The following is a 24,619-nucleotide window of genomic DNA, read 5'->3' as shown; positions in this document are numbered from 1 at the left end:
AAGTGGGCAATGAGGGAATTACCACAGATATAACTTAAAAATACAAAAAAAGGAATGTGCCATTTAAGTAGTACATTCCTTTAAATTAAACTAATATTTTATTCTTAGATACCTAAAGCTTGACCACCACCAATTTGGACAGTTTCAGCAGTCATGAAAGACGCATCGTCACTCGCTAAGAAAGAAACAACACCAGCAACTTCTTCTGGCTGACCTAATCTTCCTAATAAAACACTATTTGCCCAAGAAGCGAAAACTTCTGGCTTAGTAGCTTTAATTTGCGCATGGAAAGGCGTATCAATTGTACCTGGAGATACTGCGTTTACTCTAATTCCATATTCAGCTAAATCTTTAGCTAATGCTCTTGTTATAGATTGTACACCACCTTTTGATACAGAATAGATTCCAGCACCAGGTCCTGCACCATTCCATGCAGCATTAGAGGTATAGTTAATAATAGATGCATTCTCACCTTTTTTAAGGAAAGGAATCGCAGCTCTTGAAGCAAAAAATACAGAATCAAGGTTTAAAGCCATAACAAATCGGTATTGCTCCGTTGTCATTTCTTCAAATCTAGCTCTCACACCAATACCACCTGCATTGTTTACAAGAACGTCAATTCTACCATACTTTTCACCAATTTTAGTAATATTTTCAGTAACCTCTTCATCTTTAGTTACATCAAAACCGAAATACTCAGCTTTAATACCTAAAGCTGTTAATTCTTCAATTCTTTTAGCTCCAGCTTCGTCTTCAATACCATTTAATACAACAGTATAACCGTCTTTTCCTAAGCGTTTTGCAACTTCAAATCCAATACCACCTGTGGCTCCGGTTACAACCGCTACTTTATTTCCTGAATTACTCATTTTTATTATAATTTAAATTTGATTATTTTTTTATTTATTCTTCTACTGATTTAATTTCTCTTGCGAAATAGTAAATGGAACCTAATCCTAATGGAACCGCAATAGCAATGGCTACAAAAATTGGCGTGTATGAAAATTTCTCTTGAATAATAGGAACTAAGAAGTTCATTAAGATTACAGAGAATACACCAACCATACCAGCCAGACCTGCTAATGATCCAACAGATTTACCACTAAATAAATCACTTGGTAATGTTTGAACATTTCCGATAGCAAATTGGAAACCAAATAATACAAAGAATACAATAGCCACAAAACGTTCTGGAGAATCTCCAAACATAATAGTAGCAATTAATCCTAAGAACATGATGATACCACCAATTAAAATGGTTAATTTTCTACCTTTATCTATAGAATGTGTTTTAGAAATAATTTGTCCAGAAACATAACCACCGGCGATACTACCAAGAGCAGCACCAACGTAGGGTACCCATGCAAACATACCAACTTCTTTTACATCAAAACCGTAAACATCGGCCAAGTAAAGAGGCATCCAACCTACAAATAACCACCAGATAGGCTCTAAAAAGAAACGTCCCATTACAATAGCCCAAGACTCTCTGTGTGATAAAATTTGACCTAAGCTTAAACCTTTAGTATCTGCTGTAGCTGCTTGATCTGCTTTACTCTGACCTTCGATAATGAATTTTTGTTCTTCTTCTGTAATCCAAGGGTGAGTTTTAGGTCCTGATTTGTTAATAATTAACCATGGAATAATCCAAAGGATACCAAATGAACCAATGACCATGAATGTAGTTCTCCATCCGAAAGCAACGAATAAAGTAGCAATAAATGGTGGCGCAATTACTGAACCAATAGAAGCTCCAGCGTTAAATAAACCTTGTGCAAATGCACGTTCTTTAATTGGAAACCACTCGGCGTTACTTTTAACACCGCCTGGCCAGTTACCTGCTTCAGAAACACCTAATGTACTTCTAAAAATGGTAAGTCCAACTAAACCACGCACTGTAGAGTGTAAGAATGAAGATAATCCCCAAACACCAATACTAATTACATAACCTATTCTAGTCCCAACTTTATCAAATAATTTACCTGAAAATAATTGTCCTAGTGCATAAAACACCATGAAAATATTTAGAATTAGACCATAATCACTTTTTGTGAGTCCTAAAGCTCCAGAGATTGAATCAGGCTGATCATTACTCCCCCACATAATTGCTAGGGCACTTCTATCAATATAATTGATAACCGTTGCCAAAAAGATTAGTCCTATGATAAACCAACGTAAACCTTTTACTTTCATATTTTTATTTATTTATAAACATTAATGAACCTCGAAGACTTACAAAAGTCTTAAAAGCATTATACAAATCGTTATTTGCATTTTTTAATACATTATAAAGGAAGAACATTATTATAATGTTTCTTCCTTTATAAAGTTATGACAAGTAACAGTTAAAAATTTGTAATTCAAACCATTACCCATATTATTTTTATTGTTCTGTACTATAACAATACTGATACAAAAAATTAAAATGATCTTTCATTTTTTCTCTTGCTTCAGCCGAGTTTTGAGTTTTTATAGATTCATATATACCTCGGTGTTCTTTAATACCCAGTAAAGATTGATCTTTATCACAAACATGATATTTCTCAAAATCCATAATTATTTGTGGAATAATGGTTAACATCATCATATTCATGGTAGCATTACCACTCGCTTTTGCAATGGCTAAGTGAAAAAGCAAATCTTCTTGCACAGCATCTTCACCTGCTAGGGCTTTAACTTCATAAGCAAGTAACGCTTCTTCAATATTTCTCAGATCCTCTTCTGTACGTCGTAAAGATGCTAAACTCACTGTTTTTAATTCTAGCAAAATCCTTGTTTCAACTAGAGATTTAAAATCAGGTGATTCCAACCTTAAAATGTCATCTATCATACCGTTCATCGCTACAACACCAATATTGGCAACAAAAGTTCCACTTTGAGGAATAGACTTTAAAAGACCATAAAATTCTAACTTTTGAATAGTGTCACGTATTAATCCACGAGTAACACCAAACTTTTCTGAAAGCATTCTCTCTGATGGTAACTTATCGCCGGGTTCTAAATTTTTATAATTTATTAATTCTTTAATCTGACTTATTATCGCCTTTTGTGCTTTATTGTTGTTGTCACTTACTGTAAATACGTCTAATTTCATCTTATCACGTGATTTTTATAACCAAATTAATTTAGCAATTTCTCTAAATTCTAAAATATACAAATATATAACCGCAGTTTATACCTTTTTACAAACTCAAAAATTCGTGCTAAATTAACACTTAACAATAAGTCAAACAAGTATTATTCTTTTGTTGACGAGACTTGTGAGACACTTCTGACTCTAACCAATCCCACTTTAAAACCCTTTTAGTAATTATACTTCTTAACTCTATTATTTAATGACTTACTTCTAAGTCATAGAACTTAACTTTGGCAAAAGCCCCATCGTCTCTAGACTGGAAATAGTTCCCAGCTTTAAAGTAGTTTTCAAACACACCCCAACGCTGCATATGTATATTTTCATATACTTTATACTCATTACCATTTAAGACGATAACCATTTTACCTTCAGATATTTTTACTTCTAAAGTAAATTTTCTAAAGTTAACTTCTTGTTCAAAATTAAATCCTTCATCATCGCCCCAAGCATCTTCATGTAAAATCTCTTCACTTGAAGCCGATATGTTTTTAAGTTCTTTCGTTTTAACTCGAACTTTACCATTTTGCCAATAGATTTTAAGGATAGGCGGTGCATTATTATCATCTTGCCCTATTAAATCACGTTGCTCATTAGTTAAGCGACCATGAATTTGCATAATAATAACTTTGTGATACTTCCCATTGGAATCTTTAGAAACCGCATCCATGGCAATGGTACCTTTCATATAACCACCATCTTTAAAAGTCCAATTCACATTGTTTTCACCAGGAACCATTTGTTCTCTAAGCTCCGACCTTGTGTATTTGGTGTTCTTTGTAGTTGATTTCGTTGGCATAGCGTGAAAAACGATAGAACCATCCGTAGAATCAATATACATATAAGGTTTTGCAACTTCATTAGAAGCAAAATCTAAAATTTCTGGTGGGTCAATTTCGTAAGGCTTACCCTTTTCATTAAGAACTGGTAGCGTAACCTTCCAATGACTTAAGTCAATATCTGGAAGTCTTACTTTTTTACCTCTTCTCTTTTTCTTTTTAGATTTTTTTTCAGTTTTGGCCTTTGTATCTGTACTGCTACTTGTCTTATCTTGACAAGTAGCATTTACAGATATAAAAACTATAAGTAATAATCCTAAAATTTCTTTTCGAAAATTTTTCATTTTACTTTTTTTTAATTGTTGGATCCGTATTTAAACTAGAATCCAGGAGTGATGATGTCTATGTTATCAAAAAACACTTCATTACTAGAATCAATGGCATTAGTAGCTCTTACATAAATTACAATAATGTCACTTGACGCTTTAAACGTGAAAGTATTTGTTGTAAACGTATCATTACCCGCAGAAGGTTTATCAGGATTGTAATCGTTATTGATTACAAAATAAGCATCAGATTCAGACATTGGATCTGCATCAATTCCAGCTTCTGTAGTAATCTCATTATTTAGAATAAAGATTTCAGTGTTTATACCAGGAGCTTCAGATCTAGAATCAATTGTAAAGGTATATTCCACTCCAGGCTCAACTTTAAGCAATTGATACAATCTACGACAAGGTTCATAAAGTTTAAGACCTCTAGTTTTTACACCATTAACATAGTTTCCATCACTAGTAGAACCAGGTTGTTCGTTGGTACAAAAGTTATCATCAATGTAAGTATTTAATGCCCCGTTGTTCCATAAAGCTTGATATGGACTAGGAATTTCACCTAAATTATCGTCTATTACCGTTGAACCAGGTGTCATATCCCAAGCATCAGCGTTATCTCCTGTATTCCCGATGTATTCATCACCTGTACCATTAAGCACTATAGCTTTAAATGTAGGCTGAACACCTCCAACAGGTACGAAATAAGAAATACTTTTGGCAACACCTTCAATATTAGTGGTTGTTAAAGTCACTTCATACGTTCCTGCTGCCGCATAGGTATGAGTAGGATTTAATTCAGTAGATGAGTTACCATCACCAAAATCCCAAGCATGAGTTTCTGCCAAAATTGAAGCATCTGTAAATTGTACTTGTAAACCAGTTACATTTTCAAATGTAAAATCTGGTACAGTAGAAAGTACTAAGCCTTCAACTTTTTGAGATACAGCATATGTATCACCAGCAAAATTTGTAGCCGTTAAAACCACATCATAAGGACCAACATCTTTGTAAGTGTGAACAGGACTAAAGCTAGGATCATTTTCAGTGTCTTCATAAGACCATTCCGTAGAATTACCATCACCAAAATCCCATACTAAAGACTCCGCCCCAGAAGTAGCATTGGTAAAAGTTACTTGTGTATCTTCAACTGCAAAGGTAAAACCAACTGATATTGGACCTACTTGAGTAGAGTCCTTAGCAACTAACCCATCTGAGCTCGTAGTCGTTAATTTCACATCATAAAGGCCACCTTCAGAATACGTATAATTAGGGTTAGCCTCATCTGAAGTACTACCATCTCCAAACTCCCACAAATAAGAAGCAGCATCGGTAGAATAACTTCTAAATATAACAGTTAATTGATCGGTTGCATCTAAACTGGTAGTAAACTGTGTACTTGGTTGAATGTTATTCACATTCCCAGAAGGCGGAACGAAAGGTTCGTGTCCATCGTCATAGCAAGACACTATCCCCAACGCCACAAAACACAGTACAAGCGTACTTTTTGTGTGTTTTTTAATTAAATTATAAATCATAATAGTTTAGTTTTTATTGTTTTACTGAAATCTCAAAAGCGTCTAATCTGTATTCATCACCTGAATTAGTTGCGAAAATTATCACAGATTCATTAGTACCTGCCTCAAAAGTAATGGCGTGTTTCTTAAATACATCAGCTATTCTTCCATCATTACTTTCTGTTCTAGATGCAATAATATTAGAAGTTAATAACGATTCTGCATAAGAAGATGTATTAGGCGTAAGAATTGATAACGTCATTTCGCCAGGGTTATCTAGGTTGAATGCTGTGAAATAAGAAATCACATAAGTCGCCCCTGGTGTCACTTCAATTTCTTGATATGCAACTCTATCTCCACCTGATGGGAATTTAGCTGATTGATACCCTTCTGGCACAGATCCTAACTCTGAATTAGAGTTAATTTGAGGTACAGTAGTACCACCACCAAGAGGACTCCAAGCAGCATTACTAGGTACTCTCCATGAATCTCTACCATCACCAGTTCCATCAAATAAATCATTATCCTCGAAACCTGCTTCAGAAATTTCAGGTACTGGTACCGTAGGTACAGCTTGATCAACCGTAATTGTTTTAAGCGTTACATCAGATTTCCCAAGGTTATCTGTCACTTTTAAACTTACATCATAAACACCTGGACCAGGAAATCCGAATATAACTTCACGATCTTGCAAAGTAGCTGCAGGCAGGTTTTTAATTTGTTCGTTGTAGTATGCTATAAGTGCAATAGTTTCTTCACTACGAGAAGCTTCTGCTACGGCCTTTTGTGCTTTTAACTTAATTACTTCTTGTTCCATAACTGCTTTTTTAGCAGGATCAGATTCACAAGGTATTTTAAATTCCAATTTATCAATTTCAGATTGAATACCAACAACAGTAGCATCAGCAGCATCGATACTTTGTTCTAAGATTGGTAAATCTTTATTAATAAGAACTAATCCGGTATCTGGGGTCACTGTCCAATCGTATTGTGTTCCATTTACAGCTAAATTTGTTCCAGCTTGGAAGAAATAATCATAATTAGCAGATAACTCCACATCATTACAATCGAATTCTGAAGAAGACACATCGCTAAAACTATAAAAAGGTGTTGGTCCTGTTATATCTTCTAAATCTCCAACATCTGGTAAATCATCATTAACACAAGATGCAAAAGATAACAATGCAACTGCTGCGATATACCTCACATTAAACAAATATTTTTTCATAATTTTTAGGTTTTTAGTATCCATCATTTTGATCGTAAAAATTAGGTAAGTTATCTCGCTCTCTTTGTGGGAAAGGAAGGTATTTCTTTGGACTTGTGTAGAATAAACTGTTATCGTCTGAGAACTTTTGTAAAACGTTATCAGCTTCACCAAAACGAATTAAATCGTATAAACGTTGGTTTTCGTATACAAACTCAACGCGTCTCTCGTCTAATAAAGCTTGTTTTGTAACTTCTACTTCTGGATCTAACCCTGCTCTTTGACGCACTTCATTAAATGCCGATACTGCTCTAGAATCGGTTGTACTGTTATTTCCAGCTAAAATGGCTTCAGCATATAACAATAACACATCTGCATATCTTAAAACGATCCAATCGTTATCTCCAATTTCTCCTGCAGTAGGGAACTTAGCACTAAAAGTATCGTTAGTAGGAATTGTAGGATTATAAGATAAAGGATCAATACTACCATAAAATCTTACTGGTTGTAATTCTGGTGTCATTACAGATAAGAAATCTAAAGTAGCTATGTTTATACCATTAGATGGTCCTTGTAAAGTCATTGCAAAACTAAATGATTCTGAATCTGTTTGTACTTGACTGTTTAAATCACTATCACTAGTTACGTAGTTATCACTTAAGGCTAACTCATAAGCGATAGCAAAAATAACTTCATCGTTAATTTCACGTGCTGGGCTATTAACCCATGCACCATCAGGAACACCATCTGTAAATCCATTGCTATCTAATGCATTTCCAAATACATGACCATAATTGTCAATTAATTTAGCATAATGATCAAAAATTGGAATATTCTCATTAGGCGATGTAATTAAACGGTAATCGTAAGCATCATGATTATCAACAACAGAAGCTAATAATAATTCTGCTTCAGAATAGTTAGGATTTGGTTGACTTAAATACGCTTTAGCTGTTAAACAAATAGCAGCACCTGCTGAAGGGCGGTATCTGTTTTGTTCTACACCACTTAAATAAGCGATTGACGTTTTAAAATCTTCAATAATTTTAGCATAAACATCTGCTTCAGGTAATTGTGGATAATCTAAAGCCTCATCTTTAGTAACATCTAACACCTTATCAACATAAGGAATATTTTGATAAGCTCTCACTAAATTAAAGTGAGCTAATGCACGCATAAAGTAAGCTTCACCAACGGCATACTGATATTTTTCAGGTGCAAGAAAACGATTATCAATAACCGTATTTGCATGCTTTATAACAGCATAGTTGTTAGAATAATACGTAGCGACGTCACCATTATTTGGATCGATATCATAAGCATTAAAATCTGGATAATTTCCATTTTCTGAATTTGCTCTTACGTTATCCGATCTAAGTTCTGTTAATAGGAACTCATTAGCTGGTATTTTTTGATAAGCATCAAGCACACCATTCGCTAAAAATTCGAAACCATTTTCGGTTTCTAACAGCTCTTCAATTGAAAGCGCCGTAGGATTTGTTAAATCTAATTCTTCAGCACAACCCGTTAATAAAGCAGCGACTGAAAAACAAGCTATAATATTTTTATATATCTTTTTCATAATTAATTAAAAATTAAAGTTAATCCCTGCTGAAATAGTTTTTATTACTGGACCATCACCTCTTTGGTAACCTGCTGTTAAAGGCGTATTGGCATTATCAGATGTTTGACCAGCAGCTTCTGGGTTAAACCCTTCGTAATCTGCAGCAGTAAAGAATAATAAATTCTCACCAGTTAGATATAATCTTAATTTATCAATGTTATACTTTGAAGTAAACGATTCTGGTATAGTAAAACCTAATGTTATATTTCTTAAAGCAACAAAAGAAGCATCTTGAATATGATCATCAGTATATCTTCTGTGTACTAATAAATCTCTGTCTACGAAATTAGAAACTGCATTTACAGCAGACTCACTAGCGTAGTACATTTGATCTAAATCTGCAACCCTAACTTCACCTCCGTGAGATCCTTGGAATTGGAATCCAAAATCAAAGTTTTTGTAAACAAGTTCAGAATTTAAACCCCACATAAAATCAGGATAAGGATTACCTAGTTCCGTTCTATCATCACCATCAATAATACCATCACCATTTAAATCTTTTACGTAAACGTGAGCATAATCATTATTAAATCTATTAAAAGGATTATCTACCCATTCTAAAGGCATTTCCTTCTCATAAACCCATCCATAAAACGATGTTATAGGTTGACCAACGCGAGCAATAAATTCTGTAGGTCTAGTGTCTTGATCAATTCTTGAAAGAATCTGATCGTTATTACCTAAACTAACAACTTCGTTTCTGTTTAAAGAAAAGTTACCTGAAGCTTTCCAGCTTAAATTTTCTGAAGTATAAATTCTTGAACCTACTTCAATTTCAACACCTTCATTTTTAACCTCTCCAATATTTTGAAGCCAGTTATCAGCTCCATATACTCCTGAAACAGGTGCGAATAAGATTAAGTCTTTACTACTTCTAGTATAATAATCTACACCTAAAGTAAATAGGTTTCGTCCAAAAGTAACATCAAGACCAGGGTTAAACTCTACTAATTGCTCCCATCCTAAATCTTGATTTGCTAATGTAATAGCTTTTACACCAGACAATCCTTGATAACTTACAGTACTGAAAGACTCTTCGAATCGGTAAAGTGAATTGAATATATTATTATCAATTTCATTTGAACCAGAAATACCATAACTCGCTCTTAACTTTAAGAAACTAATGACATCACTATTAGATAAGAAGTCCTCTTTTGAAAGAATCCAACCTGCAGAAGCTGCTGGGAAAAACCCGTATCTTGTGTTAGTACCAAATCTTGTACTACCATCGGTACGTGCTGAAAGTTGTAGTAAATATTTCTCGTTATAGTTATAATCAATTCTTCCGAAATATGATACTAACTTATCCATACCATTATCTGTATATGAAATACCAGCATCTGCAATAGCAATATTATTATTGAAATCGTTAGTATAACCTACAGCTTCAGTTTCTTGATAGTAAAAGTGTCTTTCTGTATATTCAAAACCAAATACTGAGTTGAAATTATGTTTTCCAAAACTTCTATTGTATTTAAGAAGTGACTCAATAGCATATTGGTTCATCTCATCTCTAGATTCAAGACGAAATGCCTCTTGATCTCTATTCTCTTGACCGTAGAAATAATCGTTGTTATTATTTTTACCAGTTCTGAAAACACCAGAAATCGATTGTCTGAAACTAAGTCCTTTTGCTAATTTGAAATCCATATAAGCAGAAGTGTTTAAGTTTAACTTCCTTTTGATACGATCTCTTTCTAAATAGTGAACTAAAGGATGTACGTTTTTAGTAGTAGATAAAGTTAAACCTCCAGAAGTTAATGGACTTACCGTTGGAAGACCAGTAGCTGGATCTCTATTAATAGCTCTTGGATTACTTGGATCCTGCGTAAACACGTGATCGAATGCTCTAGAGAATCCATAACTTCCTACACCGATATTTTCAAATTGTTTACCAGCATCACCTGGGTCACCTTGAGTAACGTACTTCATATGCTCTTCATTTAAATAAAGAGGTAAATGACCGTACTGTCTTAAAGGATCTGTAAATCTAGTTGGTACTCTATTTTGGTCGTTATAGTTTGCACTAATATTAGCACCAAACTTAATTTTCTTGTTTTTAGATTTACTATCTATCTTGATTCTTGCATTAAATTTCTGGAAATTATCTCCTAAAACCACACCTTCATCCTCAAGATATCCAATAGAACCAGTATAACTTGTTAATTCTGTACCACCTCTAACGGCTAAAGAGTGACTTTTAATAACACCACCGTTAAAAATCTCATCTTGCCAGTTTTGTTCGCCATCACCTAATGATGCGATAAAATCCATAGCTTCAAGCTCAGCATAAGCTGTATCATAATATCTATTAATATCAGCATATCTCGGGCTTGTAACTGGAATAGCTGCAACTTCTCCAGCCAAACTATTTAACCTAGCACGCTCATCAGCAATAGTCGTGTTAAAGTTTTCATTATTCTTAGTAAACTTATATCCCGTAAACGTGTTATACGAGAATTTTGTTTGACCAACAACACCTTCTTTTAAGGTCACTAAAATAACACCATTCGCACCACGAGAACCGTAGATAGCAACCGAAGAGGCATCTTTTAAAACACTTAAGGACTCGATATTATTATTATCAATAGACCCTAAGATATCTGGATCGGTACCTATTACCACACCATCAATAACAATAAGTGGTGCTGACGAACCTGTAATAGAACCAGGACCCCTTAATGTGATTTTTGGATCACCACCAGCCTCGGTACTTGTAGTTTGAATTCTCAAACCTGCAACTTTACCTTGTAGCGCACTTTCAACACGAGCTACAGAACGGTCTTGAATTTCTTTGGAATCAACTTTGGTTAAGGCACTGGTGATATCTTTTTCTTTTTGATCACCATAACCAATAACCACGACTTCGTCAAGTTGAGATACATCTTCACTTAACGAAATATTTAAAGGACCACTTCCACTAACAAGTTTGGTTTGAGACACGAACCCTAAATAAGAGTACTGCACTGCCTCACCTTGCTCCACATTAATTTCGTAGTTACCATCGAAATCTGTTGTAGTACCCCTTGTAGTACCCACAACGATAACATTTACACCCGGAATTGGAATACCGTCTTCTGCAGACACCACGGTTCCTTTCAGAACAATTCCACTTTGGGCAATTGCCGTGATGCTAAAAAGCAATATCACAACTAGAGCTAATTTATTCTTTAAATTCATAATTGGTTTTTTTATGTTTAAAATAGTATAGTTAACTACAACTCAAGCACATAACCACTTAAGCTGCATTTTTTTTACCCCTACTAAAACTAATATGAAACGTTAACAAAAATTATAACTGTGAGAGTTCATATTAATACTAGAAATTGGAGTGAATTTTGGTTTACTTCCCTCCTAAAAGAAGTAAACTTTAAAAAAGAAGTCGCAAACCTCTTCTTTTTTTACGATAAATTCATGCTAGAAATAATTTTTAAGAAAGAGTTATACATTTAATTTAGTTGACGTAAACCAGTTTGGTTTACCAATTTGGTTCACCAAATATATGTTAAATTATGTTAACAGCAAAATAATTTTGATTTTTAACATTATTACCATATAAACAAGTCAATAATTGTGAAATTGCTATCTTAATTAAAAAGAAACTCTTACGCGACTCTGTAAGAGTCATTTAAAAAAAGTGAGTCAAATTAAAAAGAGAATCACAATCTTCATTTTTAAATTTCATTCCTAAGCACCTATCTTATTCGAGTGGGAAATTTGATAAATTTTGCCTTCGTAAATTACCCTGATACCGAATGTCAAATCGGAACAGAAATTGTTTAATGTCTCTAAATGTTTCCATAATCATTTTTTATTTACTAATTAAAGTAATACGATCCAGTCCACTGAAATGTACTACCGTTTATTACTATTTCGTGTTGTTTCTCATTTGAAACTTCGTTATTACAAACAATAAATGTTTTAATATGTCCTTGAATATCTTTTATCGAAACAGCTGTATAATCAGCATCGTTATAAACCACCTTCACTTCAGCAATGTGACTATGAGAATTTATTGCGTTTTCCGATACAGGACTATAATTTCCGTGAGATTCAATAACTGATGCAAAAACAGCATCTTTCTCATTATTTTTTCTAATCATAAACCCAGGTTCCTTACGCAAATTAAACTCCGGATCATTAGCCCCGATTCTTGTAAAAAACACTTCATCTTGAGCACTTGTAACAGTCGTTATGGTATGGAAACGTCCCGCATGATACCACGACAACTTCGCGTTGCCATCATTAGCTTTACCTTGGCCTTCAACAAATAAGTGCTGATACCCGTGTTTAGCTCCTAAAGGCTTAAGAATTTCTGGGGTCGCATATTCAAAATTAGTTTCCATAACCTGACCTAAGTAGTAATATGGAAAATCATACTGATTTGCCTGCTTGGAAGACACAGCCATAATATCCAATACATAAGGCTTTTCGAAACCAGCATCGCTAATCAATGCCATAGTACGCTTAAGCTCCGTGCCTGGGTAAGCATTCGATTCATATGCACTTACCACTTTAATATTATCTTTATCAAAATCGTAAAAGTTTAGTTTGGAGTGGTGTTGTGAACCAATATCATACTTACCATTAAAATGACTTCCTTCATTTTGAATGATGGTGTTATGAGCAATACTTTGCTTAGCCCAAGTTTTATTTTCTTTAAGATAATTACCTCCTCCTTTTTGTTCGATATTAACAAATCGTGCTAAACCATAATCTTGAATAACTTCCTGACCAGACTCATACATCGAAAAAGATAACTTATCGTAATGTCCGTGACTTAAACCTTGAGCCGCATATTTAAAAACGACCTCTACATCATGGTCTCTTAAAATAGCAACACCACCTTGCTTACCTAGCGGCCCATCACTAAAGTTAATAGACTTCTTTTCAAAAGGTTTTGCAGCACCTTCTTTTATACCTAGTGCAACTGCCAAACCAGAATCATCTAACAATACACGATTTTGCTTTTCAGCTATACTTAGTAATTCTGGGTTTTTAGAACCATGTAAATATGCGATATCTACAGCCGTTACCAATTCTTTAGAATAATACGACATACCCTTTTGGCCATCATTTAATGGAAAAAAGTCGCCATCGGCATCAGAGAGGTTTAAAAGCGCATTGACAGCTTTTAATAACACTCCATTTTTATGCTCAAAAATTTTAAGCTCTGGTTTTACATTATTTAAGGCTTCAGAAAAAATCAAAAACGGATACATGGCATAACGTTGGTAATACGGCCCTTCAGTATAATACCCATCTGGAGAAAAAGGCTCTTCTAAATTGGCTAAAAAACCTGCCTTACCATCTTCATTTTTAATATAACCACCATCATTATCTTTAGCATTGGCATCAATGCCATCATCCTCGATACCATATAGTGCACGATGTAATAACTCATCATCATCCATAACTAAAGCAATCATGCCAACAGCCGCATTTCCCCAAGTACTGTGGTTATGAACACGGTTATAAAATTGTGGATTTCCTATAGAAATAAAATCGGCAAAAGGTCTGAAAAGGTTATTTTCCAATTTGGCTCTTTCTTCAGCGGACAAGTAATCGTAAATACAATCGTAGCCTTGACTCGCATAAACTAACCAGTTAGAATCATTTAAACATTGCCAAAACAATTTCCCTCTAGCATATGAACGGGTTTGAGGGTGAACAGGTAAGTCCTTATACATGGCTTCATATTGAAACAACATATCTTTAACATACTTCGCGTATTTTTCGTCATCTAAAATCTGATATAATAGACCCGCTTTCTCTAACATGAAGAAATTACGTTTATGACGCTCATGAGTATATCCACCAGAAAAATCTTTTGGAAGCGGTGTATCTATGCCTGAGGCTATTTCTGCATCAACTTCATCTTTGGCTATTTGTAGAGAGGCATCAAAAATTGGAATATTACCCAACTCAGCACGGATCTTTTCCACACCAGCCTTTGTGATTATTAATTTGGGGTGACTACCTTTACTCGGAGATGATTCTTTTTCACCTGAGTTTTCATTTTGGTTTTTACAAGAAAACATAAGTCCTAGCAGAAAAACACTAAGAAAAGCACTAATAATGGTTTTTTTATTAATTATCATTCGTATCTTTATAATTATTCACTTCAGTTTATACCGGAAACCAGTTTGGTTTACCAGATTGGTTGCCCAAATATAATCATAATTCTCACTTACACCAAACCTTTAGCGATAACATCTTGATTTTAACAGGTAAATATTGTTAAATAATGAAAATCAAGACTTAAAACCGGTTTTCAATTACCAAATTCTCAACATAACCGGTTAAAAACCTAAAACAACAAGCGAAGCTTTTAGATACTTTTTTTGATATTTGACTCTTCGAATTTCTAAAAAACAAAAAAGGTTTTGCACGAGCATTAAACCCTTACAAAACCTTTAGTTACTAACTCAAATTAATTCTAATACATAAGTGTCATTTCTAAGTTCTCTTGAACTTTAATCTCTCCTGAATGAGATATGGTATTATTTGAATGCTCATTATTTTTAGCACCCCATAACACCGATACAAACTTAACAGGGTTATTTTTAAAGGTATTATCCTTTATATTAACGTTTACAATACCGCGGTGATTTAATAAGGTTTTATTCTTTTCAGCACCACCAGAATTTGTAAAAGTACAGTTAGCGATTAATAAGTTTCCACCTATAGTAGATTCATCGTAACCACCTCTATAATAATCGACCACATTTTGTTTAATCGCATTAAACGTACAGTCGGTAATGGTTAAGTATTCGGTATTATAGTCTCCTTTATCTAAAGTTTCCTCAGACAATTCTAAGCCATTAGCACAATTATCAAAAGCTGTTTTATCGAAGGTAATGGTTTCTGCATAAGCTTCTCTATAAACCCTTAGCGCATAAGCAAAACCACTTATATCACAATTAGAAACCGCTAAGCCAAAATGATTAGACATGTTTTCTTTTAAGGTTGCAAAAGCATAATTCTCACCATTACCTTTTAACACAACATTATTTAGCGTTAAGTTTCCTTTTGGGTTTAACTCAAAAACAGGCGTGTCTGCAGCACCAGAAAATACAATTTCAGCTTTTCCTTCTGCAGGAGACTCAATAGTTATTGTTTTGTTGATTTTTAAAGATGAGTCTAACTCATATACTCCTGAAGCAAGTGCAATAACATCGCCATTTTCCGCAGTATCAATTTGCTTCTGCAAGGCGTCAACAGATGCCACACTATGCGTTGCAGCTTCTTTGGTTTGTACCTCATTAGAGTACCAATTAGCACCATATTTGGTTTTATCTAAAATATTAGGATTTGGCACATCGGCACTTAATACAGCACCAACACTATTATTTTCCTCGCGCGATTGACCAAATAAATCTTTTGTTATGGTATTAAAATCGAATCCTTCATAAGGTTCAACATCACTAGGAACCCCGGTAGGGATTAAAATATTATCTGATATTTTTTTAAGCTCAAGTGAAGCCGCAACAATACCACCATCAAAATTATTAAAATCGACACCTTGATTATCAATCACGTTACTTTTAAATAAAACACCATCGGCTTTATCATGCTCAAAAACAGGAGAGGCATCGCCTACTTCATTGTAAATAACATTGTTTGCAACAGTCGTTCTAATAGCTCTTGCCGATCTAATTTCAGATTTAGGCAATACATCTTTTTGAGAAATGTTTGTTCCCACACCAAATTGCCATGGCGACACACAGTCTACATAAGTATTATAAGCCACAACCACATCGGTAACCTGATTGTATCTGTTTTGAGGTGATTTAGGAATGCCATTCATCACAGCCAATGCCGATCTAAAACTTTCACCTTTAATATTAAAGAAGTAATTATTAGTTACCCAATGACCAGAATTTACAATTCTAATACCACCTACATTAGTGTTTCCACTATCGTTAATAAAATAGTTACCATCGATGATACAGTAATTACCATGACGCGTTACTAAAGAACCTTCACTATTATAGAAAACATTATTTCTAAACTCGTTAAAATTGGTTTTACTTGAAATGATTTCTACTTCACCATTACATTCTTCAAACAGGTTATTAGCCACCATAGTATAACTAGGCGCCATAGAGGTAAAGCTATTTCCTATTTGGATGGTTTCGGCACTAGCACCACCTTTTCTTGGTCGAGGCCCGAAATGATTATTTACAATTTGATGGTAATTATTGGTACTCTCTATACCTTCTAAGTTAACACGCACTGTTGGTCCGCGATTCGTTTTTCCAGCGATATAACAGTTACTTAAGGTGTTATGTCTACCCCAAAACTGAACCCATAAATCGGTTTCATCGCGATGTAACTGATTAAAATCTTCAATCACAGAATTGGTTAAGCTACAATTAAATGCAACTTCCTCTTCATTAATTCGAAAATCAACCACCGAGCTTGATGGCGAATGACCGTTTTTAAAATGTAAACCTTCAACGATAAGGTGCTCTCCACCGAATTTCAAATATGACTCACCTTCAATAGAAACTTTACCAGCCGTTTCTGCCTTAATAGTAATAGGATTATCTTTTGTTCCTTTTCCTCGAAACTTAATTTGAACATCTTTCCATACGCCATTAGACATGACAATAACATCACCTGGTTTGGCTTCTTTTATAGCAGAGTTTAAAGCCTCAATATCACTTACGTTAGACGATGAAACCTTTGCCGATTTCTCCTTACAACTAAGACTTAAAAACAAAACTGCTAACAATAAAGCTGTTTTTACTTTTAGATAATGTTGAACATTTTTCATTTTAAATTTATTCATTACGCTATTAATTAAGATTATTCCACATTTAAAGGTATGACATATTGATTATCAAATAAAATCAAATGTCAAAAACAAGGAAAGTCCGTATTATGATTCATAAAAGCAAACAAAATAGACCACACTTCGTCTATTTTGTTTGCTTCCAATATTTGGTTTTTTCAAACAAAAAGGCCTTTTAGTAAATAAAAGGCCTTTTAATAACTAAACAACTACTTATTGAACTACTAATTTTTTACTAAAAGTACGTCCACTAGCCTCAATTTTTAAGAAGTAAACTCCTTTATTGAAACTAGACAAATCAATTATGCTACCACTAAATTGATTGTTTTGATAAACACTTTTTCCTAACAGGTCGTAAATACTTACGGCTGAAATTTGAAGGTTTTTAGATTTTATATTTAAAATATCTTTTGCAGGGTTTGGATAAATAGCGAATCCATTTGCAGTAGCCTCATCAACAGAAGCTGTTGCTTCTTCAGTCACTCTCAAATAATCAAGTCTTACAGACTCATCTCCATTTATAAAATCAAATCCCTTAGGACTCCCTCCTACTCCAGGATCAGCTCCACCAATACCTCTCGCAAAAATAGCAATACTCGTTTCACTACCTGAATTGAAAGTAAATTCCGCAGCATAATACTCATCATCTACCGTAGGTGTTACCGTAACAATTTCTAAGTTATTTCCAGCCACCTCAACCTGAGACATGCTAGTATAACCAAAACCATCTGTTGGCGCAGCAGCCACAGTAGAAGAATATGAAGGTGTATAACCTGCCACATAGGCAGTACCTCTTAATATACGTATTTCTAACTCACTGGTTGAAGTAAGCTCACCCTCTACCTGATAACGATATGACACCTTATACTCTGTATTTGCCTCAACAGCAATCTCTTGATAAGCTAGGTCGTCATTATTTTTATCAAATTTTATCGCATCATTTGTTGTTCCGTCGAAATCTTGTGAAGAACCTCCCTGATCTCCTAGATCCTTATTAATCCAGCCTGAACAAGTACAAGGACCACCCGAGCTTTTTGCCTGATAATCGAACTCTGCATTGAGAACTGCTGGATCTTGCGCGAAAAGTGTTGCGCTAGCGATTAAACAACTAGCTAAAAGTAATTTTGTTTTCATATCTATTTAGTTTTAAAAATTTCAGTTTGTGGTTAAGTTTTAAACGGTAAACCAGTTTGGTTTACCACTTTGGTTCTCCAAATATAGTTATTATTATTAATATTCCAAACTTTGTCATGTTAATTTTATAATCAAGGAATTAAAACCCTAAATAAATAGCAATACGGAATTCACTGAGATATATTCTTATATGGCCTTGCTATGAAACAACCAGCTTTAAGTCTATAAAAAAAGTCGGCGATTTTAATTGCCGACTTTTTTAAAAATTTGAACAGATTTAGCACCAAGCAAATACTTAATTAAGGTGCTACTACGATCATTTTTGATACATTGAGGCCTTGTGCCGAATTTGTTATTCTAACAACATAGGTGCCTTGAGGTAAGCTTGAAGTATTTATAGAAATACCCGATGATACATTTGTAAAGTTTTGAGTCAAAACTAGGCGACCATCCATACTATAAACACTAACAGCATCTACAGTTACACCATTGGTTTTTACATGGAGTATATCTTTAACAGGTACAGGATACACTGCAACCGCATTACTGTCAAAATCGTTTATTGAGAGCGTTGTTGCTTCACCATAAAAATTAATCTCAGCAATATTTATCCACTGGCTATCTCTTACTTCCGCACCATTGGTTGTGTCTTTAAAACGTCCGAAACCAACAACCTTAACATATCTAGCTTTTTCTTGATTTAATGTAAATTGAGAAAAATCAGTTGAATTAGCTGTTGTATAAAAATAATTATCGCTTATAGGTAATATTTTTGTAAAACTTCCTGCCTGTGTATCTGTAGTAGACACCCACACTTGAAACGCGTAAGGATTTGATTTATTATCTGTAGCAATTTCAATTAAATCCAAGGCATAAGCATCTCCTAAATCATAAATGATATATTCACCATCGGTTTGTAAATCATCAGCCACCCAGCTTGTAGAAAAGTCTTTGTCTAATGAATTGGTTGCCACATTATCTTTTGGATTCGGATGTGTTTGATCCTGCTGCCTAGAATAAGAGTCAACAGTTACAGGAGCTCCATTAGCACCAGCATTAATCAAATCTAACAAATCGGTAGGATCGGGAGCGTCTTGAGTAATATTTAAAACGACCACATTGTTATCTGACCCAGAAGTTTGAGTAAAAGTTATAGATCCCGATCTAGAAGCCGTACCAGAGTTTTCGGTTACAGTGAAAGACACGGTTTCATTCCCTGTACTAAAACTAGGAGACACATTAGAAATCCATGTTCCATTTATAGCTGTAACTTCCCAGCTTACATTTGCAGAAACAGAAACATCATAAATACCAGCTGTATAGGCTAATGTTGACACGGTACCAACCGACAAATATTCTCCTGGTGTTACTATAATTTCATTACATGTTGGGTTTGAAATATCGGCTCCTAAATAATCTACAAAACAAGCCCCTACACCATCGTTACCAACATTAGAATGACTGAACGGCACATTATTTCCAGTATTAGCACCTTTACCTGTGGCTCCAGAAAAAGTAAAAATTTCACCTGAAGCTGTTGCAGTAATGCCTGTGTTATCGGCAAAACCATCGTTTGTAACTCCTAGTGTCGTCCCTTTGTATTCGTTTCCACTGTAACTTAAAGTCACTCCAATTTCGTTGTATGATGTAGGTGTATCTCCAGAAATAACATCGGATATGTTAGCATTTCCAGAAGCAAAGTAGATTAAGTTATTAGAAACTGTACCCTTAACATCACTATTATTATCTACATTCACATTATAAAATAAAGGCGAAAACGTATTTACAATAGAATTATTAGAAACATTAATATTTTCAGATCTTTGGTAACCGTTACTTACACTAGTTGAATTACAATCTACATTCGCACTAGCACCTCCGCCAATAAAAGTAATACCATTATTCCACTTAGCTTGATTTACTTTTGCAACACAATCCTGAATGTAGTTGTTAGTAATGTTATGGTTACTATCTGAAATTCTAATTCCTCCAGTACCATCAATGTTTTCTCCTATAAAAAAATTATCTTCAACCGTAGCATTAGCACCATGCCTTAACACCAAAGACCCTCTACAGGCTCTAAAGGTGTTATTCGTATAGATATTGCCATAACTTTTATTGGTAATGATTTCATTTTCACCATCGGCTTTATAAAAGTAGTTACCACTAACTTCACAATTACTTCTCACGTTTTGATACTCACTTGTACCAATACGAATAGTTTCACTATCTCCCGAGTTTGATAAACCTGGTCCATAAAGGTCATCCATCTTCTCGAAGTTATAGAAATAATTATTCAGAATCTTGTGACCAACTTCTAAACAACGTGTATTAATAGGCGTTTCACCAGCATCTTCATCGTATGGTGGCGAAGCATTATATTCATATTCAGCTAGAATTAAAGCTCCAGCACTAACCTTGTTTAAAAAAGAACAATTCACAACACTGTTATAAGTACCATATAAAACAACCCATCGGTGTTTAGGAATGGATTTTGAATCACCAGGATCTGGATTCAACGCTTCAAACAAATCATCTGGATCAATACCTAATCCATCGATAACACAATTTTGAATCGTACTATGATTTGCGTAAACCGAGCCACTTCTAAATTGAATAAAGTTACTCGCTCCGTAACCGCCTTTCCAGTGAAACCCATCTACTACAAGGTGATCACCAACAATATTCATTGGCATACCTCCTGTAAAAACAACACCTCCAGGGGTTTCAGCTTTAAAAATAATAGGCGAATCAGCAGTTCCTGTACCAGAAAACGTAATGCGTTCATCAGTAGAGTAAGTACCATTAGCTAGAATAACAACATCTCCAGCTACAAGACTTAAATTTTCTAATTGATCGGGATTAGTAATCGTATAAGGTGATTGCGCCGCAACAAACTGGGTTATAAGTAAGCCCAGAAGCAATAAATTGAATTTTGACCATGACTTTTTAAAGCACAGCCGTTTAGTGAGCGTAATTTTTGTTACCATCTTAAGTTTAGTTTTAGTAATGTTAATATTTCATCTGAATCCAATTATTGGTTATCCAGATTGGTTCTCCAAATATATAACTATTTTTTGGAACTAAGAAAGGATTAAATAGCTGGTTATCTGAGTACAATTATGTAAATCCATTTAATAATAAAAGTTTTAATAAAAAAATCAGGACAGTACAGAATAAAAAAAGCTGCCCTAAAAATTAAAACTATCGTCATTCTGTAATCGACACAGTAACACACAACATTGAATTTCAATACTTATGCGCATCTGAAATAAATTCAGATTGACGAAAAATCAACTTTTAAGGCAGCCTATAAAAATCACAGCAAATAGCTGTTTATAACATATTAATGCGAAACAATGATCATTCTAGATTCACTTAAACCATTCACATCTGTAACCTTCACCAGGTAGGTGCCATTGGTTAGCGATGTCGTATTTAGTGTGATATTTCCCGATGCATCTCCATTAGTTTGATTCAGAACTAAACGACCATCCAAACTATAAACACCCACTGTACTCACAACCACATCGTTGGTTTTAATATTTAGAATGCCTTGTGCAGGCACAGGGAACATTTTTAGATTCTTACCAAAGGCATTTTCTTTTGTGGAAAGCGCAGCACTAAATTCGCCGTAAAAATCAAGTTCGGTTATTGAAGTCCATGCACTACCACTACCGTTTGGCTGACCGAACCCAAGAATTTTAACATACCTTGTACCATAAGCAATTGATGGCAATACGAAACTTTTAAAAGTATTATCGCTACTACTAACTAAATTTCCTGTTCCAAACGGATCGGTAAAATCGGCATCAGCAGTTCCTGTTGAAGACACACGAATTTGAAAATCGTAGGTTTTACCATTTACAGAGGCAAAATCAACAATTTCTAAGTCATAGTAAGCTCCTAAATCAATGATAATAAAAGAATCACCTCCAGTTGTTCCATCTGAAGACCAATTGGTGCCTTGATCTTTATCTAAAACATTAACGGCATAATTAAATTTTGTAGATCCATTCACCTCTTCCATGGAGAAAGAATTCACCACAACACCGTCGGCCCCGTTACCTTGATCATTAATTAGCGTAGCTAAATCGGTAGGTTTTGGAGCGTTTTGGGTAACCGTTAAAGTTCTAACTATATCATCACCCCCAGGATCTTGGGTAAAAGTTACGGTACCCGTACGACTCGCATCCCCTGTATGTTTCGTTACCGAAACCGCAACCACTGCATCTCCTGTCCCCGCATTGGTATCTATTGTTATCCATGAATCATTTGAAGCGGCTGTCCAACTTACATTGGCCGTCACATTTACAGTTTCACTGTCGGCTTCATAAGTGAATGGCGCCAAAGTACCCACAAGTAAAGATTCGCTAATAACTATATTACAATCGCCATCGGTAATTTTACCACCTGCATGGTTTAGAAAACAGGCGCCTATACCATGACCTACCATAGCATCGGTAGTTGGCTCGTAAGCCCCCATATCGGCACCTTTACCTGTAACTCCCGAAAAGGTAAAAATCTCACCAGAAGGTGTAGCCGTAATTCCTGATTCTAAAGAAAAACCATTTCCAGTATTCCCATCAGATTCACCTAATGCTGTTCCAGCATATACATTGCCTGAATACGCTAAATTTTGTCCAATTTCACTATAAGCTGTAGCTGTTTCTCCAACAATAACATCGGTTAAATTGGCATTACCAGAGCTAAAATAAATTAAGTTATTTGCCACCGTTCCTGTATTAGGCTCATCGCCCTTATCGATATTGTAAAACAAAGGGGCATTGGTGTTCACAATAGTATTGTTTGAAAGTGTAATGTCTTTCACTTCTTGATAGCCGCTTGACGAACTTAACGACGCACAATCATCTACACTAGACTGATCGCCACCTATGAAGGTAATACCATTATTCCATTTAGCTTGATCTAAAACCGTAACACAATCTTGAATGTAGTTATTGGTAATACTATGGTCGCTGTCTACAATTCGAATCCCTCCGGTACCATCAACATTTTCACCTAAAAAGTAATTTCCATCTACTGTAGCATTAGAACCATGTCGTAGTACTAAAGAACCTCTGCAACTTCTAAATGTATTGTTGATATAAGAGTTTCCTTTACTCTTATTGGTAATGATTTCGTTTTCACCGTCCGACTTAACAAAGTAATTATTACTAACCAAACAGTTTGCATTTACCATTTGACCACCGCTTACTCCTATACGAATGGTTTCGCTATCGCCAGCATTTGTTAAGGTTGGATCTATTTTTTCAAAATTGTAAAAATAGTTATTACTAATCGTATGCCCTACCTCTACACATTGGTCACCACCATTATCTGACATGTTATAATAAAGTTCTACAAGGATTAAAGCGCCTGCATTCTTTTTGTTCATAAAGGAGCAGTTGATGACGCTGTTATGACTTCCATACAATTTAACCCAGTTGTGTTTTTTACTTTGCCCAGCCACTTCATCGCTTGGATCTACAATCAAACCATCCATAGCACAATTTTGAAGCGTACTATTATACGCTAAATCGCTACTGTCTCTAAATTCAATTACGGCACTAGAGCCATAACCACCTTTCCAATAGAAACCATCTACAACCACATGATCACCGCTAATACTCAAACGCGCCCCGTTAGTAAATGTTACGCCTCCTGGAGTTTCCGCTCTAAAAATAATAGGATTGTCTTCTGTTCCGTTGGCACCAAAGCGCATACGCCCGGAATTATCATATACCCCATTGGCAAGCTCAACAATATCTCCTGGAACTAATGTTGATGATAAACCCCTAATATCTTCGGGATCTGTAATCTTGTACACGGTTTGACCAACAACAAACTGTGTTGTTAAAAGGACTAGAAATAATAAATAGAATGTTGTTCGTGATTTTTTCGCGCACGACCGCCTAGTAAATGTAGTTTTCATTACCATTTTAATTTAGTTTTAGTTTCGGTTTTTACCTGAATAACCAGTTTGGTTTTCCAGATTGGTTTTCCAAATATAAATTAAATTTTACTGAAAAACCAAAAAACCCTTATAAACACCAACTAAATCAACACTTTCTATTATATTTTAAATTCAAAATC

General features: G+C 34.8%; 13 protein-coding genes. All 13 read right to left on the bottom strand.

Annotated elements, in window-relative coordinates:
- Positions 1–104: 104 nt before the first annotated feature.
- Positions 105–869, bottom strand: coding sequence for an SDR family NAD(P)-dependent oxidoreductase (locus JJL45_RS04370; protein WP_068603546.1), 765 nt, complete (start codon positions 867–869; stop codon positions 105–107).
- A 34-nt stretch (positions 870–903) separates the two neighbouring features.
- Positions 904–2,193 carry an MFS transporter gene (locus JJL45_RS04365; protein ID WP_068603544.1) on the bottom strand — a complete coding sequence of 430 codons (1,290 nt, stop codon included), beginning with the start codon at positions 2,191–2,193 and terminating at the stop codon, positions 904–906.
- 190 nt (positions 2,194–2,383) lie between these two features.
- Positions 2,384–3,094 (bottom strand): FadR/GntR family transcriptional regulator, encoded by a 711-nt coding sequence (locus JJL45_RS04360; protein WP_068603541.1) that lies wholly within the window; start codon positions 3,092–3,094, stop codon positions 2,384–2,386.
- Positions 3,095–3,332: 238 nt separating this feature from the next.
- On the bottom strand, positions 3,333–4,256 hold the full coding sequence (locus JJL45_RS04355; RefSeq protein WP_068603539.1) for a polysaccharide lyase family 7 protein: 924 nt from the start codon (positions 4,254–4,256) through the stop codon (positions 3,333–3,335).
- A 35-nt stretch (positions 4,257–4,291) separates the two neighbouring features.
- Positions 4,292–5,779, bottom strand: coding sequence for a PKD domain-containing protein (locus JJL45_RS04350; protein WP_068603537.1), 1,488 nt, complete (start codon positions 5,777–5,779; stop codon positions 4,292–4,294).
- A gap of 13 nt (positions 5,780–5,792) precedes the next feature.
- Positions 5,793–6,986: a hypothetical protein gene (locus tag JJL45_RS04345; RefSeq protein ID WP_242521414.1), complete on the bottom strand. Its 1,194-nt coding sequence runs from the start codon at positions 6,984–6,986 to the stop codon at positions 5,793–5,795.
- A gap of 13 nt (positions 6,987–6,999) precedes the next feature.
- Positions 7,000–8,547, bottom strand: a complete 1,548-nt coding sequence (locus tag JJL45_RS04340; RefSeq protein WP_068603531.1) for a RagB/SusD family nutrient uptake outer membrane protein — start codon at positions 8,545–8,547, stop codon at positions 7,000–7,002.
- Between the two features lie 6 nt (positions 8,548–8,553).
- Complete coding sequence (locus JJL45_RS04335; RefSeq protein WP_202664268.1) at positions 8,554–11,769, bottom strand: SusC/RagA family TonB-linked outer membrane protein; 3,216 nt, start codon at positions 11,767–11,769, stop codon at positions 8,554–8,556.
- A 638-nt stretch (positions 11,770–12,407) separates the two neighbouring features.
- Complete coding sequence (locus JJL45_RS04330) at positions 12,408–14,690, bottom strand: heparinase II/III family protein (protein ID WP_202664267.1); 2,283 nt, start codon at positions 14,688–14,690, stop codon at positions 12,408–12,410.
- Positions 14,691–15,028: 338 nt separating this feature from the next.
- On the bottom strand, positions 15,029–17,386 hold the full coding sequence (locus JJL45_RS04325; RefSeq protein WP_242521413.1) for a chondroitinase-B domain-containing protein: 2,358 nt from the start codon (positions 17,384–17,386) through the stop codon (positions 15,029–15,031).
- 216 nt (positions 17,387–17,602) lie between these two features.
- Positions 17,603–18,523 (bottom strand): T9SS type A sorting domain-containing protein, encoded by a 921-nt coding sequence (locus JJL45_RS04320; RefSeq protein WP_202664266.1) that lies wholly within the window; start codon positions 18,521–18,523, stop codon positions 17,603–17,605.
- Between the two features lie 299 nt (positions 18,524–18,822).
- On the bottom strand, positions 18,823–21,513 hold the full coding sequence (locus JJL45_RS04315; protein WP_068603524.1) for a chondroitinase-B domain-containing protein: 2,691 nt from the start codon (positions 21,511–21,513) through the stop codon (positions 18,823–18,825).
- Between the two features lie 356 nt (positions 21,514–21,869).
- On the bottom strand, positions 21,870–24,458 hold the full coding sequence (locus tag JJL45_RS04310) for a chondroitinase-B domain-containing protein (RefSeq protein ID WP_068603609.1): 2,589 nt from the start codon (positions 24,456–24,458) through the stop codon (positions 21,870–21,872).
- Between the last annotated feature and the right edge of the window lie 161 nt (positions 24,459–24,619).

It is taken from the genome of Tamlana sp. s12 (genome assembly GCF_016767215.1).
Classification (GTDB): Bacteria; Bacteroidota; Bacteroidia; order Flavobacteriales; family Flavobacteriaceae; genus Pseudotamlana; species Pseudotamlana agarivorans.
Note: the sequence above shows the minus strand (reverse complement) of the source record. Positions and strands in the feature narration are given on the sequence as shown.